23 protein-coding genes and 1 tRNA gene are annotated in these 26,178 nt (G+C 69.3%); 13 read left to right on the plus strand and 11 right to left on the minus strand.

Annotated elements, in window-relative coordinates:
* Nucleotides 1-64 precede the first annotated feature (64 nt).
* Nucleotides 65-862: a DUF3152 domain-containing protein gene (locus ACWGE0_RS36920; protein ID WP_452265517.1), complete on the plus strand. Its 798-nt coding sequence runs from the start codon at nucleotides 65-67 to the stop codon at nucleotides 860-862.
* Here ACWGE0_RS36920 and ACWGE0_RS36925 read toward each other — a convergent pair.
* Nucleotides 810-1,445, minus strand: coding sequence for a class I SAM-dependent methyltransferase (locus ACWGE0_RS36925; RefSeq protein WP_452265518.1), 636 nt, complete (start codon nucleotides 1,443-1,445; stop codon nucleotides 810-812). The genes ACWGE0_RS36920 and ACWGE0_RS36925 overlap by 53 nt on opposite strands.
* Before the next feature lie 85 nt (nucleotides 1,446-1,530).
* Between ACWGE0_RS36925 and ACWGE0_RS36930 the strand changes: the two genes are divergently transcribed.
* Both ACWGE0_RS36930 and ACWGE0_RS36935 read left to right on the plus strand, forming a co-directional pair.
* Nucleotides 1,531-2,100 carry a TetR/AcrR family transcriptional regulator gene (locus ACWGE0_RS36930; RefSeq protein ID WP_452265519.1) on the plus strand — a complete coding sequence of 190 codons (570 nt, stop codon included), beginning with the start codon at nucleotides 1,531-1,533 and terminating at the stop codon, nucleotides 2,098-2,100.
* 24 nt (nucleotides 2,101-2,124) lie between these two features.
* Nucleotides 2,125-3,030, plus strand: a complete 906-nt coding sequence (locus tag ACWGE0_RS36935) for a LysR family transcriptional regulator (RefSeq protein ID WP_452265520.1) — start codon at nucleotides 2,125-2,127, stop codon at nucleotides 3,028-3,030.
* Here ACWGE0_RS36935 and ACWGE0_RS36940 read toward each other — a convergent pair.
* Complete coding sequence (locus ACWGE0_RS36940; RefSeq protein WP_452265521.1) at nucleotides 2,987-3,748, minus strand: AraC family transcriptional regulator; 762 nt, start codon at nucleotides 3,746-3,748, stop codon at nucleotides 2,987-2,989. The two genes, ACWGE0_RS36935 and ACWGE0_RS36940, sit on opposite strands and share 44 nt — an antisense overlap.
* Nucleotides 3,749-3,835: 87 nt before the next feature.
* Here ACWGE0_RS36940 and ACWGE0_RS36945 point away from each other — a divergent pair, with 87 nt between their 5' ends.
* Complete coding sequence (locus tag ACWGE0_RS36945; RefSeq protein WP_452265522.1) at nucleotides 3,836-4,645, plus strand: NmrA family NAD(P)-binding protein; 810 nt, start codon at nucleotides 3,836-3,838, stop codon at nucleotides 4,643-4,645.
* Here the strand turns inward: ACWGE0_RS36945 and ACWGE0_RS36950 are convergent.
* Both ACWGE0_RS36950 and ACWGE0_RS36955 read right to left on the minus strand, forming a co-directional pair.
* Complete coding sequence (locus ACWGE0_RS36950; RefSeq protein ID WP_452265523.1) at nucleotides 4,621-5,004, minus strand: hypothetical protein; 384 nt, start codon at nucleotides 5,002-5,004, stop codon at nucleotides 4,621-4,623. The genes ACWGE0_RS36945 and ACWGE0_RS36950 overlap by 25 nt on opposite strands.
* Before the next feature lie 39 nt (nucleotides 5,005-5,043).
* Nucleotides 5,044-5,361 carry a hypothetical protein gene (locus ACWGE0_RS36955; RefSeq protein ID WP_319967987.1) on the minus strand — a complete coding sequence of 106 codons (318 nt, stop codon included), beginning with the start codon at nucleotides 5,359-5,361 and terminating at the stop codon, nucleotides 5,044-5,046.
* A gap of 85 nt (nucleotides 5,362-5,446) precedes the next feature.
* Here ACWGE0_RS36955 and ACWGE0_RS36960 point away from each other — a divergent pair, with 85 nt between their 5' ends.
* The 3 genes from ACWGE0_RS36960 to ACWGE0_RS36970 are packed head-to-tail and all read left to right on the plus strand — an operon-like array spanning nucleotide 5,447 to nucleotide 6,874.
* The gene (locus ACWGE0_RS36960) at nucleotides 5,447-5,755 is read left to right on the plus strand and encodes a hypothetical protein (RefSeq protein WP_452265524.1); all 309 of its coding nucleotides are present in this window, start codon (nucleotides 5,447-5,449) and stop codon (nucleotides 5,753-5,755) included.
* A 14-nt stretch (nucleotides 5,756-5,769) separates the two neighbouring features.
* Nucleotides 5,770-6,486, plus strand: coding sequence for a WXG100 family type VII secretion target (locus ACWGE0_RS36965; RefSeq protein WP_452265525.1), 717 nt, complete (start codon nucleotides 5,770-5,772; stop codon nucleotides 6,484-6,486).
* Between the two features lies 1 nt (nucleotide 6,487).
* Nucleotides 6,488-6,874: a hypothetical protein gene (locus ACWGE0_RS36970; protein ID WP_452265526.1), complete on the plus strand. Its 387-nt coding sequence runs from the start codon at nucleotides 6,488-6,490 to the stop codon at nucleotides 6,872-6,874.
* Between the two features lie 3 nt (nucleotides 6,875-6,877).
* Here ACWGE0_RS36970 and ACWGE0_RS36975 read toward each other — a convergent pair whose 3' ends face one another.
* The 3 genes from ACWGE0_RS36975 to ACWGE0_RS36985 all read right to left on the minus strand — a co-directional run bounded on the left by ACWGE0_RS36975 (nucleotide 6,878) and on the right by ACWGE0_RS36985 (nucleotide 8,625).
* Nucleotides 6,878-7,168, minus strand: a complete 291-nt coding sequence (locus ACWGE0_RS36975) for a hypothetical protein (protein WP_452265527.1) — start codon at nucleotides 7,166-7,168, stop codon at nucleotides 6,878-6,880.
* 175 nt (nucleotides 7,169-7,343) lie between these two features.
* Nucleotides 7,344-7,419: transfer RNA gene (locus ACWGE0_RS36980), tRNA-Arg, on the minus strand.
* Nucleotides 7,420-7,545: 126 nt separating this feature from the next.
* Nucleotides 7,546-8,625 carry a LacI family DNA-binding transcriptional regulator gene (locus tag ACWGE0_RS36985; protein ID WP_452265528.1) on the minus strand — a complete coding sequence of 360 codons (1,080 nt, stop codon included), beginning with the start codon at nucleotides 8,623-8,625 and terminating at the stop codon, nucleotides 7,546-7,548.
* A 73-nt stretch (nucleotides 8,626-8,698) separates the two neighbouring features.
* Here ACWGE0_RS36985 and ACWGE0_RS36990 point away from each other — a divergent pair, with 73 nt between their 5' ends.
* Complete coding sequence (locus tag ACWGE0_RS36990; RefSeq protein ID WP_452265529.1) at nucleotides 8,699-9,862, plus strand: MFS transporter; 1,164 nt, start codon at nucleotides 8,699-8,701, stop codon at nucleotides 9,860-9,862.
* On the opposite strand, the gene ACWGE0_RS36995 is transcribed toward ACWGE0_RS36990, so the two are convergent.
* Complete coding sequence (locus tag ACWGE0_RS36995; RefSeq protein ID WP_452265530.1) at nucleotides 9,840-10,355, minus strand: lipoprotein; 516 nt, start codon at nucleotides 10,353-10,355, stop codon at nucleotides 9,840-9,842. The genes ACWGE0_RS36990 and ACWGE0_RS36995 overlap by 23 nt on opposite strands.
* Nucleotides 10,356-10,390: 35 nt before the next feature.
* On the opposite strand from ACWGE0_RS36995, the gene ACWGE0_RS37000 reads away from it, so the two are divergent.
* Nucleotides 10,391-12,322, plus strand: a complete 1,932-nt coding sequence (locus ACWGE0_RS37000; RefSeq protein WP_452265531.1) for a cytochrome c oxidase assembly protein — start codon at nucleotides 10,391-10,393, stop codon at nucleotides 12,320-12,322.
* Here the strand turns inward: ACWGE0_RS37000 and ACWGE0_RS37005 are convergent.
* Genes ACWGE0_RS37005 through ACWGE0_RS37015 form a run of 3 tightly spaced genes read right to left on the minus strand, consistent with a single transcriptional unit; the run spans nucleotide 12,319 to nucleotide 14,656 of the window.
* Complete coding sequence (locus ACWGE0_RS37005; RefSeq protein ID WP_452265532.1) at nucleotides 12,319-13,116, minus strand: ABC transporter permease; 798 nt, start codon at nucleotides 13,114-13,116, stop codon at nucleotides 12,319-12,321. The two genes, ACWGE0_RS37000 and ACWGE0_RS37005, sit on opposite strands and share 4 nt — an antisense overlap.
* A gap of 9 nt (nucleotides 13,117-13,125) precedes the next feature.
* Complete coding sequence (locus ACWGE0_RS37010) at nucleotides 13,126-14,049, minus strand: ATP-binding cassette domain-containing protein (protein ID WP_452265533.1); 924 nt, start codon at nucleotides 14,047-14,049, stop codon at nucleotides 13,126-13,128.
* Nucleotides 14,042-14,656: a TetR/AcrR family transcriptional regulator gene (locus ACWGE0_RS37015; protein WP_452265534.1), complete on the minus strand. Its 615-nt coding sequence runs from the start codon at nucleotides 14,654-14,656 to the stop codon at nucleotides 14,042-14,044. Before ACWGE0_RS37015 ends, ACWGE0_RS37010 begins: the two co-directional genes overlap by 8 nt.
* Before the next feature lie 234 nt (nucleotides 14,657-14,890).
* Here ACWGE0_RS37015 and ssb point away from each other — a divergent pair, with 234 nt between their 5' ends.
* The 4 genes from ssb to ACWGE0_RS37035 all read left to right on the plus strand — a co-directional run bounded on the left by ssb (nucleotide 14,891) and on the right by ACWGE0_RS37035 (nucleotide 26,130).
* Nucleotides 14,891-15,304, plus strand: coding sequence for a single-stranded DNA-binding protein (gene ssb / locus ACWGE0_RS37020; protein WP_452265535.1), 414 nt, complete (start codon nucleotides 14,891-14,893; stop codon nucleotides 15,302-15,304).
* 273 nt (nucleotides 15,305-15,577) lie between these two features.
* Nucleotides 15,578-17,254, plus strand: a complete 1,677-nt coding sequence (ettA, locus tag ACWGE0_RS37025; protein ID WP_452265536.1) for an energy-dependent translational throttle protein EttA — start codon at nucleotides 15,578-15,580, stop codon at nucleotides 17,252-17,254.
* Nucleotides 17,255-17,272: 18 nt separating this feature from the next.
* The gene (locus tag ACWGE0_RS37030) at nucleotides 17,273-20,992 is read left to right on the plus strand and encodes a hypothetical protein (protein ID WP_452265537.1); all 3,720 of its coding nucleotides are present in this window, start codon (nucleotides 17,273-17,275) and stop codon (nucleotides 20,990-20,992) included.
* 194 nt (nucleotides 20,993-21,186) lie between these two features.
* Nucleotides 21,187-26,130 carry an NAD-glutamate dehydrogenase gene (locus ACWGE0_RS37035; RefSeq protein WP_452265538.1) on the plus strand — a complete coding sequence of 1,648 codons (4,944 nt, stop codon included), beginning with the start codon at nucleotides 21,187-21,189 and terminating at the stop codon, nucleotides 26,128-26,130.
* The last annotated feature ends 48 nt before the right edge of the window (nucleotides 26,131-26,178 follow it).

Raw genomic sequence — 26,178 nt, forward strand, 5'->3', positions numbered from 1 at the left:
GCCTTCACGACAGGCAAGCGGGACGTAAACAGGTTCTTCATCAGTTCCGGCGAGCCTCGTCGTCATGAAGGTGCATCTGGTTCTGGGGGCCGTTGCCTTGACGGCGTTGCTCCTGACGACAGCCCAGCTGGCAGGCGAAACGTCCCCCGTGGCCGCTCCGGCCGCAACGCGGGCCGTGCCGCAGCCCGTGTCGTCGACGGTTCCTTCCGCTCCGGCAGCGCCCCCGCCACCGCCCCGTGTGTACGCGTCCAGCTCGGACCTGCCCGACGGCCCCGACTTCCCCGCCACCGGCGCCGGCACGTTCCACGTGGTCCAGGGCGCGGGCGAGGTCGTGGGCACCGGCCCGCTGCGCACCTACGCCGTCGAGGTCGAGGACGGCGTCACCGTCGACGAACAGGCCTTCTCCGCCTTCGTGGACGCGACCCTCACCGACCCGCGCGGCTGGACCGCGGGCGGCGCGCGTTCGGTCCGGAGGGTGTCGGGTGCGGCGTCGGTGCGCATCAGGCTCGCCTCGCAGCAGACCGCGCGCAACGTCTGCGGCTACGAGATCCCGGTCGACGTCTCGTGCCGGGACGGCAACTTCGTCGTCCTGAACGCCGCCCGCTGGTTCCGCGGCGCCGTCGCGTTCCTGCCGGACCTGACCTCGTACCGCCAGTACATGGTCAACCACGAGGTCGGCCACGCGTTCGGGCAGAACCACCGCCCCTGTGAGGTGGCGGGCGGCCCGGCGCCGGTGATGATGCAGCAGACGTTCAGCGTGTCCAACGACGAGATCGTGCGCATCACCAACGGCGTGCCTCAGGGCGCGTTCATCCCGCGGGACGGGAAGGTGTGCAGGCCGAACGGGTGGCCGAACCCGTGAGTTTGCGGGCGATGACCAGCGTCGTGGTGTCGCCCTCGACCTCGAACACCGGCTCCACCTGCTCGAACACCTTCCGGAGCTCGGTGACGACATCGGCACCGGTGAACCCCGCGATCCTCCGGTAGGCCGCGCGCAGGAACCTGGTCGCGCGGGTCCTGCGGGCCAGTCGCACGTCGAACACGAACAACCGCCCGCCCGGTTTGAGCGCGTCCGCCGCGTTCGCGATCGCCGCCGGCACGTCCGGCATCGCGCTGAACGCGCCGAGCGCCACCGCCGCGTCGAACTGCCCGGCCCCGTGATCAGTGGCGCACGCGTCGGCCTGCCGCACCTCGACGTTGGGCCACTTCGCCCGTTTCCTGGCGACGGCGACCATGCGTGCACTGCTGTCCATCGCGACCACACGTCCTTGTGGCCCAACGGCTTCCACGAGCGCCGGGAGCGAACCCCCGGTGCCGCAGCCGATGTCGAGCACGGCCTCGCCGGGTTTGAGGTCGAGCCGGTCGATCGCGAGCCGGTTGAGCGACCCGGAGAACCGGTCGAGCGTCCGGTAGTAGGTGAGCGCGGCGAAATCCCAGAACTGCATGACGTCCCCCTGACGTTTTGCAATGCGATCGCATCGTAAAACAGGCGCTGGGTAGGATGCAATGCGATTGCATCGGAGAGTTCGCATGCCCAAGCAGGTCGACCACGCCGAGCGCCGGCGTCAGATCGGTGACGCCGTGTGCCGGCTGATCGCCACGAGGGGCCTCGACGCCGTCAGCCTGCGCCACGTGGCCGCGGAGGCGGACGTGTCCATGGGACGCGTCCAGCACTACTTCGCGACCAAGGACGAGCTGCTCATGTTCGCGTTCGAGCTGATCAGCGAACGCGTGGCGGCCCGCATGGGCGCTGTCCACTCCGACGATCCCGCGACCTGCCTGCGCGCGATCCTGCTCGAACTCCTGCCGCTGAGCCCCGAGGCCCGCGCCGAGGCCCCGGTGCTCGCCGCGTTCCTGGCGCAGGCCGTGGTCGAACCGCGCTTCGGTCAGGCGTTGCGCGAGGGCACCGACGGGATGGTGGCGTGGCTGGCCGGGATGATCACGGCGGTGCGTCCCGGCGGTGATCCGGAACGGGACGCGATGGCGCTGCTGGCGTTCGTCGACGGCCTGATGCTTCAGGTGCTGATAGGTCAGGTGTCGCCGGAAGCGGCAGAAGACTTGCTGGATCACCAACTCGCGCGTGTGCTCACTCGTGGTTGATGTCCTTCTCCATAACCTGACGGGATGGATGTGGACACGAGGCTGCTGCGGTACTTCGCCGCCATCGCTCAGGAGGGCAACCTCACGCGCGCGGCGCACCGGCTGTTCGTGTCACAACCATCGCTGACCAAACAACTCAAGCACTTGGAATCGCAGCTGGGCGTGCGGCTGTTCACCAGGTCCAGCACCGGCATGACGCTGACCGATGCCGGTCACGCCCTCGCCGCGCGGGTGCCGCCGGTGCTCGCGGGCTGGGACACCGCGGTGAGCGAGACCCGCGGTGCCGCTCGCGTGCTGCGGGTCGGGTTCCTGGCCAGTGCGGCGAACGATGCGACGCAGGACATTCTGGCCGCGTTCGGCAAGCTCCGGCCGGGCTGGCGGGTCGATCTGCGGCAGGCGCCGTGGTCGGATCCGACGGCGGGGCTCGCCGCGGCGGAGGTCCCGGTCGCGTTGCTGCGCCTGCCCTTTCCCGGGGAGGAGTCGTTCGGGGTGCGGATGCTGTTCAGCGAACCTCGTTGCGTGGCACTGCCTTCCGTGCATCCGCTGGCCGGGCGCGACGAGATCGCGTTCCCCGAACTGTGGGACGAACCGGTCATCGTCGCCCCGACGCTCAAGGGAACCTGGCGCGATCACTGGCTGGCACTGTCCGAAAGGGACGGTCGGGAAGTGCGCGTCGGCGCGGTCACGGAGCGGCCCGACGAGTTCCTCGGCGCGATCGCCGCCGGCTGCGGCATCGCGCTGGTTCCGGCGTCCACCTCCCGCTTCTACTCCCGGCCGGACATCGTCTACGTGCCGGTCCGCGGCGTGAGCCCCAGCGAGGTCGGCGTCGCGTGGCTGCCGGACGCCGGTGAGGCTGCGGCCGACTTCGTTCGATGCTGCCTGGACGTCACGCAGTCGCGGCGCACCGGCTGCGGCACTCGCTCGGACTGAACCCGTGCACGCGCTTGAACGCGGCACTGAACCCGAACGCGTCCGCGTACCCGACCTGGCGCGCCACCGAGGCCACCGTCGCCGACGACTCGGCCAGCAGATCCGCGGCCACCGCCATCCGCCAGTCGGTCAGGTACGTCAGCGGCGGCACCCCGACCAGCTTGGCGAACCTGGTCGCCAGCGTGGTCCGCGCCACCCCGGCTTCCTTGGCCAGCAACGCGAGCGTCCACCCGCGCGCTGGTGACGCGTGCATGGCTTGCAACACCGGCCCGACCACCACGTCCGCACGTGCGGCCAGCCATCCAGTGCCGTGCGTGCCGTCGAACCACTCCCGCAGCGCGCACACCATCAGCCAGTCCAGCAACCGGTCCGTCACCACGCCAGGCGCACCAGTGCCCACGGCGTCGTAGAACGCCGCGCACTCGTCAGACCCCGGCGCCACCAGTGCGTCCGGCAACACGGCCGTCAGCCGGCGCGCCACCGCCCCCATGACGTCGTACGTGCCGCTGACCACCGAGGCATGTCCCTCCGCGGCAACGGATCCCTGCACCACCACGATGTCCCCGGCCTTGGCGGTCTCACCCAGAACGCTCATCTCGCCCGCCGCCACCGCGTACAACGTGAGTCCCGACAACACCTGCGTCCCGGACATCTCGACCCGACGCACCCCGGCACCATCCGCGCGCACCCCGCGCAACAGCTCGTCGAAAGCCTCCATGCCTCCAACATACGGGCGGAACGATCGAACATCATCGATGGACTCTCGCCCATGTCCTCGAGTGCCTCACCCAGGTTGGCTGGAGCCATGACACAAGAGATCCTGGTCCTGGGCGCGACCGGCAAGACGGGACGCCGGGTGGTCCGCGCCCTCGAAGCCACCGGGGCGAAAGTTCGCGCGGCCTCCCGTTCCAGCGCCCACCGCTTCGACTGGTCCGACGAGTCGACCTGGAAACCGGTCCTGGACGGCGTCGGCGCCGCCTACGTGATCGCGCCGGAGGACCCGTCCCTCGCAGCCCCGTTCGTGGAACTGGCCAAGACCTCCGGCGTGCGGCGCCTGGTCCTGTTGTCCGGCAGGGGACTGGACGAGACACCGGCCGAGATCTTCCAGGGCATGCACGCGGCGGAGAAAGCCGTGCGCGCCAGCGGCCTGTCCTGGACCATCCTGCGCGCCAACAACTTCACCCAGAACTTCTCCGAGGAGGTTTGGCACCCCGAGGTCCAGGCCGGTCGCCTGTCCCTGCCGGTCGACGACACCCCGGAACCGTTCGTGGACGTCCACGACATCGCCGAGGTGGCAGCCCTGGCCCTGACCACCGACGACCACAACGGCCAGACCTACGACCTCACCGGCCCCGAGGGGATCACCTTCGCCTCGGCTCTGGCCAAGATCTCCGCAGCCACCGGCCGCCCGGTGGAACTGGTCCGCCTGACCCCGGACGAGTACCGCGAAACCCTGCTCTCCCAAGGCGTTCCCGAGGAAGTCGCCACCGAGCTGAACGGCATGTTCGACGGCATGCGCAACGGCCTGATGGCCACCCCGACCGACGACGTCGCCCGCCTGCTGGGCCGCCCGGCCACCAGCTTCGACGCCTACGTGGCCGAAGCCTGGTCCTGACGCGGCAACAACAGGTGCACGGCGAACCCCGCCGCCGTGGCCATCACCGCCTGGTAGACGACCGACAGCTGGTAAGCCGCCCCCACCAGGAACGCCGCGTCCAGCCCGGTCGTCCACCAGCCGGCCAACTCACCCAGCCCCACCACGTGCCACCCGAAGAACCCGGCACACCACCCGGTGACCACCCAGGCACCACGCCCACCCCGCCGCACGAACAACCACGTCGACACCGCGGCCACCGCGTTGAAAGCGAGCGCCACCCCGGTCAGCGTCGCGTCGGGGCTCCACACGAGGCTGGCCAGCGTCTGCACGACCAGCACTGCGATGACGAGTCCGATGCCCAGCCGAGTCTTGTCCACGCCGGCGACCCTAGCCCGGCCCGTTCGCGGCGCTCGCGGTCAGTCCGAGCCGAGCACGAGCCGGATCAGCCCGGCACTGGCGAAGATCAGCACGAGCGCGAGCAACAGCCACCCCGCCCTCGCCCCGAGCAGCCCCGGGCTCGGTGACTCCATGCCGCGCGCCCTGGCGTTCAGCGCCTCCGCCCGCAGCACGCACGCCAGCGCCCCGACCCAGATCAGGAACACCAGCAGGAACACCCAGTGGCCGAAGATCCCTCCGGCGAGCAGTCCGATGAGGATCGGAGCGAACACGACGATCCACAACGTGCGGAAGAGCAGGCCCCATCGGTAGGTACCACTGACCGGCTGGTTCCGCACGTCCTGCCTCCACTCCGCCCACCCGGCGCACCGCCGACGGCCCGGCTACCTTACGTGACCAGTCGGACACGCGGAGGTGGACACGATGTCGTTCAAAGCGAATCCCCCGAGCCTGGACGCGTTCGCGACCGTCCTGGAAGGACTCGGCGGTGACGTGAAAGCCGCGAAGGAGTACCTCCACCAACACCTGTCGTACGACTACGGCGACGCGCGCATGTTCGCCAACATCGCGAACGCCAACAACGACACCAAAGCCGCGGTCTCCGCCTCCCTCGACCGTCTCGCCGACGTCGTGGCCAAGTCCGCGCAGGAACTGCACAAGTCCGCGCAGATGTACCGCACCACGGACGACAGGGAAGAACAGCGACTCGACGCCACCTACTCGCCCAAGTAGATCGGAGCGCGCGGATGTCCAGTCCTGCGGCCGCCCTGGTGGCACCCACCAGTGAGCAGATGATCCCGGAGACGTTCGACAAGATCCTGTCGTTCCCCGACTACTTCAGCCTCGGCCACTGGGTTCTCGTCGGCTGCGACGCGTTGTTCGGAGTGAACCCGGCCGAGTGGATCGCCAAGGAGATCTCCGGCGACTGGGAGGCCGTGGCGAAAGCCGGCAGTGCGCTCAAGAACCTGGGCAAGTTCAACGAGTCCTTCGCCGGCGCCGTCGACACCGGCGCCGACGCGCTGTTCCAAGGCTGGCAAGGCAACGCCGCCGGCGCCGCCGCAACGTACTTCGACAAGCTCCCCGCCGCCCTGCGCGCCCAGATCAGCGCCCTCAACAACACCGGCCACCAGTTCGAGCAGGCCGCGTTCGGCGTCTGGGGCCTGGCGAAGACGATCGTCAGCCTCCTGGAACTCCTGCTGGACCTGGTGATCGCCTGGGCCATCGAGGCCGCCGCCACCGCCGCCGCCTCGTGGACCGTCGTGGGCGCCATCGCAGGAGGCGCCGCCATGGTCGCCACCGCCGCCAAAGCCATCTCGGTCTGGGGCGACATCTGCAAGGCCCACGGCATGGCCTGGACGATCTGCACCGGCGTCACCGGCACCATCGCCGGCTACCTGAGCCTCCTGCACGACATGAAGGACCACCCACTCCCCGCCGGCGCGTACGACCACCCCGGAGCCTGACGTGACCACCCCGCGACCCGAACCACTCCTCGACATCGCCCGAGGCGACGCCGCCCGCTCCCAAGTCCTGCGCGAGTCCCTGAAAATCCTCCGCGCCCGCTCCACCGACCCCGCCTTCGGCAAACTCGTAGACGACGTCCTCGCGGGCCGCCGCGGCCTGCGAGAAGCCGTCGCCTCACCCCTCTTCAACCAGGCCCTCACACCAGGCGTGCAAGAAGCGGCGCAGCGGTACAAGGACATGCCGGAGGAGGAACGCGCACGCCTCGCGGCCGAGGGGGAGCGGCAACTGGACCGGCTTCGTGAGGAGCCGCGCGGGCCCGCGTCACCGCCTCCGGGCGATGACGACGAGGACTTCGGCGACACGGGATACCTGCAGCCGTCGAGGTGACCGTCATGGTGCTGACGACTTCCGGCAGTTCGTGATCCGCACGGCGTCGGTTTCCGTCAGATGACAGATCACGTGGTCGCCCTTCTGCACCTCGGTGTCGAACTCCGCCTTGTCGACCACTGAACGGTGCCAGTTGTCCGCGCGCAGGTCGTGTGGCCGTCCGCTGGTCACGTTGATGTCATACGTGGTTTCTCCGACGTCGATGACGAGGAACGTCGGGTCGGCCTCGATGCGGTGCAAGGCGCACGCGGTCAGGGCGAAGCAGGTGAGCAACAGCGTGGCGATCGTGCGCATTCGTCCCCCAAGTCGATCTCGCCTTGTCGGACGTGCCAGATGCGAGGGGGGTTGCTCCGCTGTCCAGCCGGCAACGGCACTGGGCCGAGCGTCCCGGCCTTCTCGAGGTGAAACCACTGGACAAGCAAAGGGCCGACCTCCGAAGAGATCGGCCCGCAACACCCTCACCAGCGCTTGGCGCCCCCGGCAGGATTCGAACCTGCGACCTCGGGATTAGAAGTCCCTCGCTCTCTCCACTGAGCTACGGAGGCTTGGGAGCTGAAGCGGCCACGAAGTGTGGTCGCCGATGCCCCCACCGGACACATCGTCCGGAGTCGATCGACCGTTTCCGCCCTACGTCCGAACGGGTGACGAAAACTGTCTAAACGTGACACGTATCACTTTCGCGGGGCCGTTGAGGCTCTCTCCACGAGGGAAACGTCGAGTCTCGTCGGCCTTGGCGGTCTGCCGCCGGCCAGTAACTTCAGCGCCAGTTCGCCGGCTCGGCGGCCCTTGTCGGCCAGGGGTTGACGCACCGTAGTCAGGGGTGGGTCGCTGTAGGCCGCTTCGGGGACGTCGTCGAAGCCGACGACGGAAATGTCGCCGGGGACGGTCAAACCCAGATCGCGGGCCGCTTGGAGAGTGCCGAAGGCCAGTTGGTCCGACGCGCACAGCAGGGCGCTCGGGCGTGGCGTGCGGGTGAGCAGCCACCGCGCGCCTAGACGTCCGAGTTCGCGATCACTGCCGCGCGCCTCCCACACCGGGACATTGTCCGGTTGCACCCCGCCTTTTTCCAAAGTGTCGAGGTAGCCGCCCAGCCGGTCGCGGCTCACGCGGAACGGCACGTCCGAACGGCGCTCGAAGGTGACGGGGCCGGATACTCCGTCCGGGTGCAGGGAGAACGTCAGGATGCCGAACGCGGTGTGTCCCAGGGCGAGCAGGTGTGCGGCGGCCGAGGTCGCGCCGGCGTAGTCCTGGACCTCCACGCGCGCCGAACCCGGCAGCACCGGCTGGTCGATCACCACCAGTGGGAGTCCGCGGGCGGCCACGGCGTCCAACGCCGGCGCGGTGTCCGGCAGGGAGTAGGCCACCATCACGTCTGCTTGGGCGCGGGACACGATCGAGGGGCGTGGGCCGCCGGTGGCGTCGCCGGGCATCAGGACCAGGCTGTGGTCGTGACCGTCGACGGTCGAGGCGAGGCCGTCGAGCACGATCGACAGCGCGGGATCCGAGAAGGCGCCGGACAGTCCTTGCGGCAGCATGAAACCCACGGCGGCGGACGAGCGGGTGGCCAGCGAGCGCGCGACGGGGTCCGGGCCCGCGTAGCCCAGGGAGCGGGCCGTCTCGAGGATGCGTTCGCGCAACGACGACGAGAGCTGGTCGGGGCGGTTGTACGCGTTCGAGACCGTTGCCCTGGAAACCCCTACCGCGGCGGCGACGGTGTCCAGCGTCGGCCTGCGTCGGCGGTCGGAGTCCACGGACAGCATCGTAGGCGAGATGGCGGTCCCAAATCGCTGGCGTGGCTGAAGCGCTTCAGTCATGCTGGAGCGCATGTCCCCACGCTTGGCCACGTTCGTCGTCTTCCTGTTGAACGGCGCCGTCTTCGGCACCTGGGCGGCCCGTGTGCCCGCGCTCGCCGAGCAGATCGGCGCGGAGGTGGGCAGCCTCGGTCTGGCGCTGCTCGGGGCGAGTGTCGGACTGGCCTTCACGGCACCGTTGGCGGCACGGATCTGCGCGGTGCACGGGTCGCGCGGGGTGCTGATAGCGAGCAGCCTCCTCAGTCCGTTGCTTCTGCCCGTGCTCGCGCTCTCGCAGTCACCCGTGCAGTTCGGTCTGACGCTGGTCGCACTAGGGGCGAGCATCGCCGCGATGGACGTGTCGATGAACATCGCTGCGGTCGTCGTCGTCCGCGATCTGCAGCGGTCGTTGATGCCGCAGTTCCACGCGGGTTTCAGCGTCGGTGGCCTCATCGGGTCGTTGGGCAGCGCCGCCGCCGCTCAGGCGCACTGGACGCCGATGAGGCACTTCCTCTTGGCAGCACTTGTGGGCGTTGTCGTGACCGCGCTCATCGCTAAGAAGATCCCCGGAGGAGTAGGGGAGCGCCACAGGGAAGAAGTCACCGAACGCACCAACGTGCTCAAGAGGCCGGTCCTCTGGCTGTTGGCGAGCGTCGCGCTGTGCAGTGCCATCGCGGAAGGGGCGGCGGCGGACTGGTCGGCGTTGTTCATGGTGCGTGAACGCGGAATGGGTGACGCGGCGGGCGCCTACGCCTATGCGGGTTTCTCCGTCGCGATGGCGCTCGCACGGTGGTTCGGCGAACCGATCCAACGCACGCTCGGCCCGCACCGCCTCCTCGCCGCGGGCGGTGGCCTCGCCGCGACGGGCCTGGCGCTCACGGTCCTGGTTCCGTTCCCGGCCGCCGGGTACATCGGGTTCGGCATGGCAGGACTCGGGCTCGCGTTCTCGTTCCCCGTGGTCATGGACCTCGCGAGCGAGACAGGCAAGCGCGCGGACGGCAGCGGTGGCGAACGTGAGCTGGGCCTCGTCACGACGATCGCCTACACGGGGTTCCTCGCGGGCCCGCCGATCGTGGGCGGCCTCGCGCACGTCAGTTCGCTGGTCGTGTCGCTCGGGTTCGTGGCGCTGGTCACCGCGCTGATCATCCCGGCGACCTGGCTGGCCCGGCGGGCCGCTAGGCAGCCGGCACGCGTTTGAGCGCTTCCTGGCCGATCGGCTCCAGCGCGTCACGGGCCTTGGTCTCGGTGCCGCCGAGGATGCCGATGGCGACCAGCAGCGACTCGTCGCGGGTGACCGCGATGGTGGCCGTGCACACCATGTCCTTCTCCTGCTGGCCGCAGCTCAGCCACGTGGCGTGCTTGGCGGTCGTGACCTCACGGCCCGACTTCTGCGACTTCTTCGACTCGTCGAACGACCGGTAGGGGACCGCCACCAGCACGTACGCGTTCTCCTTCAGCGTGAAAAGGCACGAGTTCGCCATCTCCGCGCGCGGCACGGGCTGGAACTTGAGCGTCCCGATCGGCTTCAGGTCCTTCTCCGTGACGAGCGCGCACGGATCGACGCCCGCGGTCTTGCGCGGCGTCGCGATCGCCAGGGGCGGCAGCGGCGCCGCGATGGGTTCGCCCTGGATGCGGTAGGAGCAGCCGGCCACCGCGAGCAGGGCGAGCAGGAGGAGGAGAGAACGTCTCACACGGCGCAACACTAGAGGGTCGTAGGCTCCGGGGCGTGGCAATCGCACGCTCCACCAGAACGGGTTTGGTGCCCCTCGTCGTCATCGGCTTCGCGGTGGCGGCCGCCGTCGCCGTCGCGTTCAGCGCGCTCTCGGGCAAGCCTCCGGCAGGGCTGCTCGTCGTGCGCGTGCTGACGGAGACAGGCGCGGTGGTGACCATCGGCTCGTTGCTGCTGGCGGCATTCCTCGTGCCACCGCAGAAGTCCGGCACTCTCGCAGCAGACGGTTACGCGGCGATGCGCACCGCAGGATGGTTCGCGCTCGTGTGGCTGGTCGGTGCCGTGTTGTCGGTGCCGTTCACCACGGCGGCCGCGATCGACCGTCCGGTGAGCTCGTTCACCTTCAGCCAGATGATCGCGACGGCGATGTTGCTGGAGCAGTCCAAGGCCTGGCTGCTGACGGCGATCATCGTGAGCTTGCTCGCACTGGGCTGCCGGCTCGTGCTGTCGTGGGGCTGGACGACGGTGCTGTTGTTCCTGGCGATCTTCGCGCTGGTGCCGGTCGCGGTCACCGGCCACTCGTCGTCCGGCGGCTCGCACGACATGGCGACGAACAGCCTGTTGTTCCACCTGATCGCCGCCGTGCTCTGGGTGGGTGGCCTGATCGCGTTGCTCGCGCACGGCAGGCGTGGTGGTGCGCACCTTCCCCTCGCCGCGACGAGGTTCTCGAAGCTGGCGCTGGTCTGCTGGATCGTGATGGCCGTCTCGGGTGTGGTGAACGCGCTCGTGCGTGTCACCCCGACTGATCTCGTGACGTCGACCTACGGCTGGCTGACGCTCGGCAAACTGGCCTGTCTGCTGCTGCTCGGCGTATTCGGCTACTTCCAGCGCGAACGCGGCGTGAAGGGTGTTGTCGACGGCAAGCCGCACGCATTGCTGAAGCTCGCGGGCCTCGAAGTGCTGCTGATGATGTTCACGATCGGTCTCGCCGTGGCGCTGGCCCGCACGCCTCCTCCCGGTGGCGCGACGGAGTTGCCCAGCCGCACGGAGATCGCGATCGGCTACGACCTCGACGGACCGCCCACGCTGGCGCGCATCCTGTTCGACTGGCGCTTCGACCTGATCTACGGCACGGCGGCGCTGGCCCTCGCGCTGTTGTACGTCCTGGGTGTGCGCAGGCTTTCCCAGCGCGGCGACAAGTGGCCGGTCGGCCGCACCGTCGCGTGGCTGTGCGGGTGTTTCTCTCTCTTGTTCGCGACGTCGTCGGGCATGGGGCGCTACTCGCCGGCGATGTTCAGCGTCCACATGGAAGCGCACATGGTGTTGTCCATGCTGACGCCGATCCTGTTCGTCCTGGGTGGACCGGTCACGCTGGCGTTGCGCGCGTTGCCGGTCGGCAAGGAGGTGCCGGGACCGCGCGAGTGGGTGCTGGCGTTCGTGCACTCACCGCTCGCGCGTCTGCTGACGAACCCCTTCGTGGCGCTGGCCTTGTTCGTCGGTTCCTTCTACGCCTTGTACTTCTCGGGCCTGTTCGAGGCCGCGCTGCCGTTCCACTGGGCGCACCTCGCGATGAACGCCCACTTCATCCTGGTCGGCTACGTCTTCTACTGGCCGGTGATCGGCATCGACCCGGCACCGAACAAGCTGCCGCCGCTCGGCCGGTTGGGGCTGTTGTTCGCGTCGATCCCGTTCCACGCGTTCTTCGGCATCGTGCTGATGAGCTCCGCGAACGTCATCGGCGAGCAGTTCTACCGCGGCCTGTCGCTGCCCTGGGTGCAGAACCTGCTGGAAGACCAACGACTCGGCGGCGGCATCGCGTGGGCGGCGGGGGAGATCCCGTTGCTGGTGGTCATGGTCGCCCTGCTCACCCAGTGGGCGCGGCAGGACGGCCGGGACGCGAAGCGGTACGACCGCAAGGCCGACGCCGATGGGGGCGCCGACCTGGAGGCCTACAACGCGATGCTCCGCAAGATGGCGGGCAAGGACTAGATGGACAGCGGCCTGCGGAAGCCTCGGACCGCGAAGAACGCGCCGACCGCCGCGATCGCGCCGCTCGTGACCAGCGCGCCGGCCACCCCGGTCACCGGGTGGGCCAGTGCCAGGCTGCGGGCGGCGTCGACCGCGTAGGTCAGCGGGTTGACCTTCGCGATCGCCTGCAGCCAGCCCGGCAGGCCGTTGACCGGCACGAACGCGCTGGACGCGAACATCAGCGGGAACATCGCCAGGAAGCCGACGGTCTGCATGAGTTCCGCCTTGCGCACCCACGCGGCGATCGCGATGAACACCCAGCTCAGTGCCCATCCCACGATCAGCGCGAGGCCCAGTGCAGCGAGCGTGCCGAGCATGCCTCCGTCGGGCCGGAACCCGAACACCAGCACGCCGAACGCGATCATCAGCACCAGCTGGAACGCCGTGCGAACCGCATCGGAAAGATTGCGCGCCAACAGAACCGTGCTCGGCCTGATGGGCAGCGAACGGAACCGTGCGAGCACACCGTTCGACATGTCCTGCACGAGTCCGATGCCGGACGCGAGAGAGGACTGCATCGCGGTGTTCACGAGGATCGCGGGCAGCAGGTAGTTGATGTAGCTCATGCCCGGCGGGAAGTTCGCCGTGGACGTGATGCTGCCGAAGATCTGGCTGAACAGCGTCAGCATGATCAACGGCTGCAGGATGCTGAAGAACACCAGCGCGGGCGTGCGCAGCAGTGCCCGCAGTGAACGGCCGGTCAGCACCATGACTTGCGTCGGGTAGCTGCTGCCGTGCCAGGTCAAGGTCGCCATGATGTCCCCCTAGTTCGCGGCGAGAGTCAGGTAGACGTCGTCCAACGTGGGCTCTGCGAGGCCGATTTCGTGTGCCTCCAAGCCGTTGTCGTCCAACGCGCGCACGACCGTCGCAAGGTCGCGTGAAGCGCTGACGGGCGTGGTGAGCGTGAGGCCCTCCGCGACGGGATGGAGCCCCACCGCGTTGATCGCCTTCAGCGCGGTGTCCACTTCGGACGCCGTGTCGAGCGTGACGGTCACCGTGCGCTGACCGACCTGAGCCTTGAGCTCGGAGCTGGTGCCGGACGCGACGACCTTGCCGTGGGACAGCACGGTGATCGTGTCCGCGAGCCGGTCGGCCTCGTCCAGGTACTGCGTCGTGAGCAGGACGGTCGTGCCGTCGGCGGCGAGCTTCTCGACTATCTCCCACATCGCCAGGCGGCTGGCCGGGTCGAGGCCGGTGGTCGGCTCGTCGAGGAACAGCACCTCGGGGTTGCCGACCAGGGACGCCGCCAGGTCGAGCCGGCGCCGCATGCCGCCGGAGTAGGTCTTGGCGTTGCGCTTGGCGGCGTCGGTGAGGTCGAACTGCTCCAGCAGATCGTCGGCGCGCTGGTGGGCCTGTTTGCGGCTGGCGCCCAGCAGCCGGGCGATCAGCACGAGGTTGTCGTGGCCGCTGAGCTGTTCGTCGACGGCGGCGAACTGGCCGGTCAGGCCGATGCGCCTGCGCACCTCGTGGCTCTGCTTCGAGACGTCGAAGCCGGCGATCCGCGCGCTGCCGCCGGACAGCGGCAGCATCGTGGTGAGGATGTTGATCAGCGTGGTCTTGCCGGCGCCGTTGTGGCCGAGAAGGCCGAGCACGGAACCCTTCTTCGCGGTAACGCTCACGCCGTCGAGGGCGTGCACGTCACCGAACTTCTTGCTCACGTCTGTGGCTTCGATCATGAGCTCAGACATCTCTACCCCCTGATGTGAGTGCTCCGTGCAGGAACAGTTCGACGAGCTGTGCCGGTTCGACGGTCGTCTCGCCGAAGCCCTTGCCCTGCAGGCGGTTGGTGAAGACGAAACCGAGCAGCAGGCGGGCGGCGTGCTCGGGGCTGGTGCGCAGGTCCGCGTCACGGAACAGTTCGGCGATCGCGTTCGAGACGCGCTGCATGCCGGCCTGCGGACCCTTGTGCTTCTCGTGGTCCTCCTGGCTCGGCTGGTAACCGGACTCGCGCAGCGCGCCCATGACGCTCCACATGCGATCGAGGTAGCCGGTCACCGTGCTGGTCGCCTCCACGAGTCGCTGCTCGATCGGCAAGTCGGTGGGCACCGCTTTGATGCGGGCCACTTCGTCGTCGGAGAGCAACGCACGCTGGATGACCGCGTCGAGCAGCTCGGCCTTGTCCTTGAAGACGCGGAACACCGTGCCTTCCGCGATGCCGGCCGCGGCGGCGATCTGGCTGGTGGTGACGTTCGCGCCGTCCTTCACGACGAGCGGCAGCGTGGCCTGGACGATCGCTTCACGGCGATCTTCCGGGCTCATCGCGGGGGCGCGGCGGCGGCGTGGTTCCTCTGACACGCCTGCAACTATATGAGTGAGTACTCACTCATGTCAATGAGTGGGCGCTCACTCACTCGCGCGGCTCCAGCGCGGCCCTAGCACGCGGGTACGACAATTCGGCGGCTTGAGCTGCTCCAAGATCTCGACCTGTCCACAACCCGCGAGTAATCCACAGATCCGCGTCCGGCCCGCCCACGCCACCCGCCTCCGGAGCAACCTGGACTCCGAACCCGCGACCTGGAGGCAAACCCGATGGCCTGGAATTCCACCCTCATCACCGTTGTTGGATCTGTGGCGAGCGACATCTCGTACAAGCACGGTGAGGACGGCAAGACCAACGCGTACTTCCGCCTCAGCTCGACCGAACGCCGGTACAACACGGCGATCGGCGACTGGGAGGACGGTGAGACGTTGTGGCTCGGCGTCTCGTGCTGGCGCAAGCTCGCCGACAGCGTGAAGACCACGCTGTCCAAAGGTGATCCCGTGATCGTCCAGGGCAAGCTGCGGATGCGGCACTACGAGAAGGACGACCAGAAGCGAACGGCGTTCAATCTGGACGCGCTGCACGTCGGCCTGGACCTGAGCCGAGTGCAGTCACTGGGCTCCGCTCCGGTCGTTGAACCGCGAGTCGGCGAAGATCTCGCCGAGGAACCTGTTCCGTTCTGATCCGGGTTTGCGCCGTTCGGGGCAAACGAGTTCCGGGTGTGCGGGAACCCACCCGATCCGGCGGCGCGGCCGGAGAGGATGTACGTACTGCGAACCACGAAGAAGGAGGGAAGCTCGTAGATCGGGGCCGCTGAGGACCGATCGCCGACAGTCGTTCACGTTCGAACGGAACGAGCAGGTCACCGAGTCGCGTGACGCTCGATCCGGGGGTGAACGCCTGCTTGTCGGCGACCGAGGTCAGGAGCCTCTGAGCACCGCTCTACGATCGCCGCCATGGCCGAGTTCATCTACACCATGAAAAAGGTGCGCAAGGCGCACGGTGACAAGGTCATCCTCGATGACGTCACGATCATGTTCTACCCCGGCGCGAAGATCGGTGTGGTCGGTCCCAACGGCGCCGGCAAGTCGAGCGTGCTCAAGATCATGGCGGGGCTGGACACGCCGAACAACGGCGAGGCGTACCTGTCGCCCGGTTACACCGTGGGCATCCTGCAGCAGGAGCCGCCGCTCAACGAGGAGAAGACCGTCCTCGGCAACGTCCAGGAGGGCCTGGGCGAGATCAAGGTGAAGCTGGACCGCTTCAACGAGATCGCCGAGTTGATGGCGACCGACTACTCCGACGAGCTGATGGAGGAGATGGGCAAGCTCCAGGAGGACCTGGACCACGCGAACGCGTGGGACATCGACTCCCAGCTGGAGCAGGCGATGGACGCCCTGCGCTGCCCGCCGCCGGACTCCGACGTCACCAAGCTCTCCGGTGGTGAGCGCCGCCGGGTCGCGCTGTGCAAGCTGTTGCTGAGCAAGCCCGACCTGCTGCTGCTCGACGAGCCCACCAACCACCTGGACGCGGAGAGCGTCCTGTGGCTGGAGCAGCACCTCGCGCAGTACACCGGCGCCGTGCTCGCCGTGACCCACGACAGGTACTTCCTGGACAACCTCGCCGAGTGGATCCTCGAGATCGACCGCGGCCGCACCCACCCGTACGAGGGCAACTACTCGACCTACCTGGAGAAGAAGGCCGAGCGGCTGGCCGTCCAGGGCAAGAAGGACCAGAAGCTGCAGAAGCGCCTCAAGGACGAGCTGGAGTGGGTGCGCTCCGGCGCCAAGGCCCGCCAGGCGAAGTCCAAGGCGCGTCTCGACCGCTACGAGGAGATGGCGGCCGAGGCGGAGAAGACCCGCAAGCTCGACTTCGAGGAGATCCAGATCCCGCCGGGCCCGCGTCTGGGCAGCGTCGTGGTCGAGGCCGACAAGCTCAAGAAGGGCTTCGGCGACAGGGTCCTGATCGACGGGTTGTCGTTCACGTTGCCGCGCAACGGCATCGTCGGTGTCATCGGTCCGAACGGCGTCGGCAAGACGACGCTGTTCAAGACCATCGTCGGCCTCGAGGAGCCCGACGCCGGCGAGGTCAAGGTCGGCGAGACGGTCCTGCTGTCCTACGTCGACCAGAACCGCGGCGGCATCGACCCGAAGAAGAACGTGTGGGAGGTCGTGTCCGGCGGACTCGACTACATCCACGTCGGCAACGTCGAGATGCCGTCTCGCGCGTACGTCAGCGCGTTCGGCTTCAAGGGTCCGGACCAGCAGAAGCCCGCCGGTGTGCTGTCGGGTGGTGAGCGCAACCGCCTGAACCTCGCGCTCACGCTCAAGCTCGGTGGCAACCTGATCCTGCTGGACGAGCCGACCAACGACCTGGACGTCGAGACCCTGGGCTCGCTGGAGAACGCTCTCGAGCAGTTCCCCGGCTGTGCCGTCGTGATCTCGCACGACAGGTGGTTCCTCGACCGCGTCGCCACGCACATCCTCGCGTGGGAGGGCACGGACGAGGACCCGTCGAAGTGGTACTGGTTCGAGGGCAACTTCGAGGGCTACGAGAAGAACAAGCTCGAGCGCCTGGGTGCCGACGCCGCGAGGCCGCACCGCGTCACGTACCGCAAGCTGACACGGGACTGAGAGGGCAACGGCGACGTCGTGGCGGCGAGGGGCGAGACGCAGGCGAACGTCGAGGTGAGCACGCTGGTCGTGCCCGCCTGGATGCTGCGTTGGCGGGCACCGGAGCTCGCTCTGGTGCTGGGCGAGCGCGCGGTCGCGCTCGCCGCCACCCGCCGCGACGAAGCCGATCGCCTTCGGGCGGAGTCGCTGGTGGTCTTCGCGGGCAACCGCGTTGGCCGCGGCGTCCGCGTCGCGGACCGCGCGATCGACGCGCTGAAGGCGGCCGAGGCTGCCGGTGAACACGAGACCGCGTGGCTGCTGCGGGTGGAACTCGCGGCGTGCGCGCGGTCCGTGGGCGCCCCGCTGACGGGGTTCGCCGCCGTGACCCCCGTGCTGGAAGCGCCGGACGTGCCCGCGGAACTGCGGGCGTCGGCTCTGGTGCAGGCCAGCGAATGCCTCGTCACGGTCGGCCGTGGCGACGAACCCACGCGGGCGCTCGCGGAGGCGGACCAGCTCTACGTCTCCGACGCGACGCTCGACGAGGACACCCGCCTGCTGCTGCGCGGTCTGATCCGCGCGGTGCAGGCCGCGCAGCACCGGCGGTGGGGCGACATCGCCGCCGCCATCGGTGCCGCGCGGGAAGGCCTGGACCTGCTGAGCAGGTTCTCCGACCCGTCCGCGGACAGCGGCCAGGGCATCGGCCGGCTCACGCTGGAATTGGTGCTCGCGCTGATGGACGCGAACCGCCTGCTCGACGCGAGCGAGGTCGGCAGCCCGATGCTCGACCGCCCGGTGCGGGCGCCGTCGGCGTCCACGACGGGCTGGTTGCGCCTGGCCCTGGCCACGCGTGTGCACCTGCCCGCAGGCAGGGTCGCGCTGGCCCGCGAAATGCTGCGGGAAGCCGCGGCGAGCGCCGAACGCCACCAGCTCGACACCCTGCTGGCGGAAAGCCTGCTCGCGCTGGCCCACGTGCACGAGGTGTCCGGCGAACTGGCCGACGCGCTCACGAACCTGCGCGCCGCCCACGCCGCCGAACGCCGCCGGGCCCGGGCCGTCTACGCGATGCGCGCCCGGCTCGCCGCCGAGTTCTCCGGAGTGCACCGCCAGCCGGCCGACCTGCACCAGCAGCTGGCGAGCGTGCTCCGCCCGGTCGAGGGCATGCCGATCGTCACCGACGGCGTGCTGTCCGCCGCCCTGAAACAACAGCTGCGCCAGTGGAGACCTGTCCAGGTCCGCAAAGGCGACGGCTTGAAGGTCAAGCGCGTCCGCCGCGCTGCCGAAGACATGACCGTGGAGGGTTTGTCCGCGGCACGCCAGCACGCCGCCGACCGGTGGCGCATGGTCCAGCCGTTCGGCGAGCCCGACGACAAAACCCCGGAGCCCGTGGAACCGCCCCCCGCAACCCCGTCCTCCGACCGCACCGTCCCCGCCTCGGGCCTGATCGCCTCCGCGGGTGCCATGGTGAGCGGTCGCCGCCGCGCAGCCCGAGTGGCAGCGGGCGAGATCGACGACGACGAGCCGAACACCCTCTCCGACACCCCAGCCGCTCCCGAACCGCAGGCACCGCAATCCTTCGGATCACCTTCCTTCGGATCGCAGTCCTTCACCGCGCAGCCTCCAGCAGCGCAGCCCCCAGCAGCCCAACCCCCAGCAGCACAGCCGCGGGCACAGCAGCCGTCGGCAGCACCGCCCCAGGCATCGCAGCCCCAGCCGCAGGCGTCGCAGCCGCAGCTGAGTCCGGAGCAGGAACGCAAGCGCAAGGTCGAGCAGCAGCTCATGGAGTTGCAGCGCGAGGCCCGCCGCCAGATCGAGGCGGAGCGCAAGGAACGCGAGGAACAACGCGCCCAGGCACGACGTGAAGCCGAGGCAGCGGAGGAAGCCGCGCGCCAGGAGGCGGCTCGTCAGGAGGCGGCCAGGCAGGAAGCGGCCAGGCAGGAGGCCGCCCGCCAGGAAGCGGCGCGGCAGGAAGCCGTGCGGCGGGAAGAGGCACGCCGTGAGGCTGCCCGCCTGGAAGCGGTTCGCCGGGACGTCGCGCGGCAGGAAGCGGCCCACCAGGAGGTCGCCCGCCAGGCCGCCGAACGGGAGGAGGCCGCTCGCGCGCAGGCAGCCGCCCGTGAGGAAGCGTCCAGCTCCCCGCAGGAAAGCGTGCTGGACATGCTCAAGGCCCAGGGCCTGCGGGCAGGTGGCCGCCGCCGGCGCGCTGCCGAGCCAGAGCCCGGCCAAGCGTCCAAGCCGGAGTCCGAAAGCCCGTCGTGGCGCGTGGAGCCGCCGTCCAGTCGCCGCGAGGACGACTCCTCCGGCTCGCACTCCGTTCCCGCGGACCACTCCGACCGGCCGAACTACTTCGCGGACCCGGCCTCTCCTGACATGCCGGACCATCCCTCCCGCTCTGGCCTCTCCGCGGCGTTCGGCCGTCCGCCGGCGGCTCCGGACTTCGGCCCGCACGTGGACGAACCGTCCTACCCGCTGCACACCCCTGTCTCGGGCATCCCGGTCGGCCTCGCCGACTCCGACGACGAGCGCAAGCTCCCCGACCTCGACTTCAGCTCACTCGACTTCGGCACGCCGAGGTCGCAGCGGTCGTCCGCCTCCATCCCGTCCCCGGTTCCCGAACCGGACGTCGAGCCAGAGCCGGAGCCCGGTGACAAGCCGCTGCCGTCCGTGCCGGACCCGATCCCGTCGGTGCCGACGCCGGACGAGATCCCGCGGTCCCCGGAACCGGATCTGCTGTCGAGCACGTTCCTGAGCTCGGCGGACGTCGAGGACGACGCCTCGGACGTCCCCACCGTCCCGGTCCGCCTGCCCCGCGCCGCGGACCAGCCGGCGCCCGACCAGGCCACCCAGCCCGGCTTCGGCGGTCAGTCGAGCTTCGGCACGCAGAGTTTCGGCACGCAGTCCGCGTTCGGCACCCAGCCGAGTTTCGGCACCCAGGCAGGCTTCGGCGCCCAGTCCGGTTTCGGCGGGTTCGGGACGCAGCCAGGTTCGGGCGACCAGCCCGGCTCGGCCGTCGACGCCGGATCGGGTACGGACACCCAGCCCGACGCGACCCCGGAGTACGACTTCTTCGCCGCCGAGCCCGAGTCCCCGGCCGCGCAGCCGAACCCGGTGGACGCGGCAACGGAGACCGGCCTCACCGCCCCGGCCGACGGTGAACCGGCGGGGGAGAAGGCCGGCACCGAGATCTACGGTGAGTCCGGCACGCGAACGGGCCGCCCGAGCAGCCGGCGCAAGCCCAGCGACCTGAGCCTCGCCGACCTGCTGGCGGAGGCTCTCGTCGCCTACGAGACGGGCCGCCGCTCCGACGAGGAGCAGGTCGACGCCACCGACCTGAGCGTCCCGGAGTGGTCCGCCGATTCCGGGGCCACCACGGAGCCCACCGTCGTCCCCGAAGGACCCGGTGCTGAGCCGTTCGGCGCTGAGCGATCCGGTGCCGAGGAGGAGCAGCCCTCCACCACGGACCCGCTCTTTCGCCCAGGAGAGTCGTTCGGTTCGCAGTCGCCCGCGGTCGAGGCGCCTGCGGAGATCAGCTCGGACTCCTTCTTCCGACCAGGCCCGCCCATCGGCACTCAGCAGGACCTGGCCGCGGATGCATTGCCCAGCGTCAACTCGCTCTCCTTCGGCGCGCCGCCGGCGGAGTCCGAGCAGGAGAAGACCGGCCCGATCGTCCCCGTGGGCGCGGCGCCGGACAGCGAGACCACCGGTCCGATCCGCCCTGTCGGGTTCGACGGTCCGGCCGGTTGGACGTTGCCGGGGAAGTGATGGTGGCCAACACCACACAGCCCGGCACCGCACCATGAACTGCCTGTTGTCGCCGCTGATGACGTGACTCGATTCAGCCCTCGATTCAGTGGTCCGTCAGTGCCCCTCCTGTTGCCGGTGACGGCCGCCACCCCATCTAGGGTGGTGGCGAACCCGGCACACAGAGGTGCCGGATAGCGTGGAGTCGCCTGAAGATGACCTCGACTGGAGCCCCGACCCGTACCGACGACGCCACCGCGGTGACCCCCGCGGACGGCGACAGTCCGACGGCCAGTCCTGAGCAGGTCCGTGACGAGCTGATCGAACGGGCCGCCGCCAATGCCCCCGAACTCGCTGATCTGATCCGCCTCTTCTACCGGCACGTCCCCGCCGAGGAAGTCAACGACGACGACCCGGTGGACCTGGTCGGAGCGGTGCGGTCGAACTACCAGCTCGCCGAGAGCCGCGTTCCCGGACGCGCTGCGGTGCGCATCCTGAACCCGACCCGCGGCAGCGACGGGTGGCAGTGCCCCGTCACCGTGGTCCAGGTCGTGACGGACGACATGCCGTACCTCGTGGACTCGGTCGCGTCAGAGCTCACCCGCGGCGGTGTGCAGGTGCAGCGCGTCGTGCACCCCATCGTCGTCGTGCGGCGTGACCCGGTCACCGGCGAGCGCACCGAGGTGCTGCCGACCGCCGATCCGGCCGATCCGCCCGCGGACGCGCTGGCCGAGTCGTGGATGAACATCGAGGTCGACCTCATCACCGACCCCGATCGTGCCCGCGAGCTCGAGTCCCGGCTGCTGACGGTGCTGACCGACGTCCGCGAGGTCGTCGAGGACACCGAACGGATGGTGTCGACGGCACTGCAGCTGGCCGAGGAGCTGGGCAAGGACTCGGCAGAGGACACCACGGACGGCTCCAAGCTGCTCAAGTGGCTCGCCGACGGCCACTTCACCTTCATGGGCTACCGGCAGTACGAGCTGGTGCAGGAGGACGGCGAACCGGCGCTGCGGGCCGTGCTCGCGAGCGGTCTCGGCGTGCTGCGCCAGGACAGCCTCGCGGCGCGCAGCCTCACCGCGGGGCCGGACAACGGCGCGCAGGCGCTCAGCCCCGACCTGCTCGTCCTCACCCAGGCGAGCGCGCAGAGCAGCGTGCACCGCAGCGTCTACCCCTACTACGTGGGCGTGAAGACGTTCGACGAAGAGGGCAACGTCTCCGGTGAGCACCGGTTCCTCGGCATCTTCAGCACCACCGCGCTGCACGAGGACGTGCTCGACATCCCGGTGATCGAGCGCCGGGTGCGCGACGTGATCCACCGCGCGGGCTTCCCGCTGCAGTCGTACTCGGGCCAGCGGATGCTCGAGGTGATCCAGAACTACCCGCGCACCGAGCTGTTCTCGGTCGACGCCGACACGCTGTACCAGACCACGACGGGCGTCATCGCGCTCGCGGAACGCCGCAGGCTGCGGCTGTTCCTGCGGCGCGACCCGTTCGGCCGCTTCTTCTCGTGCCTGGTCTACCTGCCGCGCGACCGCTACACGACGACGAGCCGTCTCGCGATGCAGGAGGTGCTGCTCGCCGAGCTCGGCGGCCTGAACCTCGAGTACAGCGCGCGCATCGGCGAGTCCGCGCTGGCCCGCGTGCACTTCATGGTGCACACGGACCCGGCCCGTACGCCGGAGCCGGACGTCCACGCGATCCAGGCGAAGCTGGCCGAGGCCGTGCGCAGCTGGGACGACCGCATGGTCGAGGCCGTCGTCGGCGACGACGGCGAGCTCGGTGCCGAGTCGGCCACGGAGCAGGGCCAGCGGTTCGCCGCGGTGTTCCCGGAGGCCTACAAGGAGGACTTCCGCGCCGCCACGGGTCTCGAGGACTACCGGCGCATCGAGGCGCTCGTCGAGGGCGACCTCGACATGGTCTTCTACGTGCCGGAGGACGCCGAACCGGGCGAGCGGCGGTTCAAGCTGTTCGTGACCGGCGACGGCATCACCTTGTCGGACGTGCTGCCGATGTTGCAGCGCATGGGCGTGATCGTGGTCGACGAACGGCCGTACGAGATCGCGCGCGAAGACGGTGTGCGGTGCTGGATCTACGACTTCGGCCTGCGCATCGACGCCGCGGCGCTCGCCCAGCTGTCCGAGTCCGACCTGGACAACGTGCGCGTGCGGTTCCAGGACGCGTTCGCCGCGGTCTGGCGCGGTGAGGCGGAGGTCGACAGGTTCAACTCTCTGGTGCTGCAGGGCGGGCTCACCTGGCAGCAGGCCGCGATGCTGCGCGCGTACGCGAAGTACCTGCGTCAGGCGGGCACGCCGTACTCGCAGGACTACATCGAGGACGCGGTGCTCGGTCACACGAGCGTGGCGATCGCGCTGGTCGCGTTGTTCGAGTCCCGGTTCGACCCTCGGCTCGACGAGACTACGCGGGCCGACCGCACCGAGACGATGGTCGTCGAGACCGGCAAGCTGATCGACGACGTGACGAGCCTCGACGCGGACCGCATCCTGCGCAGCCTGCTCACGCTGATCAACGCCACGCTGCGGACGAACTACTTCTTCCGCGACGCGGACGGCAACGCCCGGCCGTACCTGTCGGTCAAGCTCGACCCGCAGGCCATCCCCGACCTGCCGGCGCCGCGGCCGAAGTTCGAGATCTTCGTGTACTCGCCGCGGATCGAGGGCGTGCACCTGCGCTTCGGCAGCGTCGCGCGCGGTGGTCTGCGCTGGTCCGACCGCCGCGAGGACTTCCGCACGGAGGTGCTCGGCCTGGTCAAGGCGCAGGCCGTGAAGAACGCCGTGATCGTGCCGGTCGGCGCGAAGGGCGGCTTCGTGGTGAAGAAGCCGATCCCGCCCACCGGCGACCCCGGCATCGACCGCGAGAACTTCATGTCCGAGGGCATCGCCTGCTACAAGATGTTCATCTCGGGCCTGCTCGACCTCACCGACAACCTGATCAACAACGAGGTCGTGCCCGCGCCGCAGGTCGTGCGCTACGACGGTGACGACACGTACCTGGTCGTGGCCGCGGACAAGGGCACGGCGACGTTCTCCGACATCGCGAACGGCGTGAGCCAGAGCTACGGCTTCTGGCTCGGCGACGCGTTCGCGTCCGGTGGCTCGATCGGCTACGACCACAAGGCCATGGGCATCACGGCCAAGGGCGCGTGGGAGAGCGTGAAGCGCTCGTTCCGCGAGCTCGGGCTGGACACGCAGACCGAGGAGTTCACGGTCGTCGGCATCGGCGACATGTCCGGTGACGTGTTCGGCAACGGCATGATGCTGTCCGAGCACATCCGGCTCGTGGCCGCGTTCGACCACCGGCACATCTTCATCGACCCGAACCCGGTCGCGGACACGTCGTTCGCGGAGCGCGTGCGGCTGTTCAACGTGCCGCGCTCGTCGTGGGACGACTACGACCGTTCGCTGATCAGCGAGGGCGGTGGCATCTTCCCTCTCACGTCCAAGTCGATCCCGATCTCCGAGCAGGCCCGCGTCGCGCTGGGGCTGCCCGAGGGCGTGGTGAAGCTGTCGCCGCCGGAGCTGAAGAAGGCGATCCTGCTCGCGCCGGTCGACCTGCTGTGGAACGGCGGCATCGGCACGTACGTGAAGGCGTCGACCGAGTCGCACGCCGACGTCGGTGACAAGGCGAACGACTCGATCCGCGTCGACGGCAACGAGTTGCGGGTCAAGGTCGTCGGCGAGGGCGGCAACCTGGGCCTGACCCAGCGCGGCCGCATCGAGTTCGCGCGCAGCGGCGGCAAGGTCAACACCGACGCGCTCGACAACTCCGCGGGCGTCGACTGCTCCGACCACGAGGTCAACATCAAGATCCTGCTGGACCACCTGGTCCGGGAGGGTTCGCTGGAACAGTTGCAGCGCAACGAGGTCCTCGCCGAGATGACCGACGAGGTCGGCGAGCTCGTGCTGGCGGACAACTACTCGCAGAACAACGTTCTCGGTGTCAGCCGGGCGCACGCGGGTCCGATGCTGTCGGTGCACGCGCGTCTCACGGCCGACCTCGAGCAGCGCGGTGCGCTCAACCGCAAGCTCGAAGCGCTGCCGAGCGCGGCGGAGTTCAAGGCGCTGGAGAAGCAGGGCGCCGGCCTCACCTCGCCGGAGCTGGCCACGCTGCTCGCGTTCACCAAGCTCACGCTGAAGGAAGAGCTGCTCGCGAGCGACATCCCGACGATCGACACCTTCAAGAACAAGCTCCCGGACTACTTCCCGACCTTGTTGCGCGAACGGTTCGGCGCGGCCATCCCGAACCACCCGCTGGCGAAGCAGATCATCACCACGGTCGTCGTCAACGAGGTCGTCGATGGTGGCGGCGTGTCCTACGCCTTCCGCCTGGCCGAGGAGATGAGCGCGTCGTTGACCGACGCGGTGCGCTCCTACGCAGTGGTCACCGAGGTCTTCGACCTGCCGTCGATCTGGCGCGAGATCCAGGCGCTGGACAACGTGGTGCCGACGGACGTCCAGGACAACATGGTCCTGGAGACCCGCCGACTGCTGGACCGCGCGTCCCGCTGGCTGCTCTCCAACCGCCCGCAGCCGCTGGCGGTGGGCTCGACGATCAACCGCTTCCGCGGCGTGGTCGAGGAGCTCAGCCCGTTCGCCTTCGACCTGTTGCAGGGCAAGGAACTGGACGTCGTCGCGGGCAAGGCCGAACGGTACGTCGAACAGGGCGTCCCGGCGGAGCTCGCCCGCAAGGTCGCGGCACTGCTCTACATGTACGGCCTGCTCGACGTCACCGAGATCGCCGAGCTGGCCGAACGCGAGTTCGGCCCGACCGGCGGCGCCGGCCCGGAACGCACGCACCGGGAGACGGCCGAGCTGTACTTCGCGCTGTCCGACCACCTCGACATCGACCACATGCTGGACTCGGTGACGAACCTGGAGCGCGGCAACCGCTGGCACGCCCTGGCCCGGCTGGCTCTGCGCGACGACTTCTACTCGTCGCTGCGGGCCATCTCCGTCGACGTGCTCAGGGCGAGCGACGAGGGCGACACCGCGAGCGAGAAGATCGCCAAGTGGGAACAGGCCAACTCCTCCCGCCTGGCTCGCTCGCGCGGTGCGCTGGAGGAGATCAACCGGGTCCACCAGCTGGACCTGGCCACCCTGTCCGTCGCCGCCCGCCAGGTGCGGAGCATGGTCAGGTAGGACAGAACAGAAACCGGGGCGCCGCGGAATCCCCTCCGCGGCGCCCCG

The organism is Lentzea sp. NPDC054927 (genome assembly GCF_053610285.1).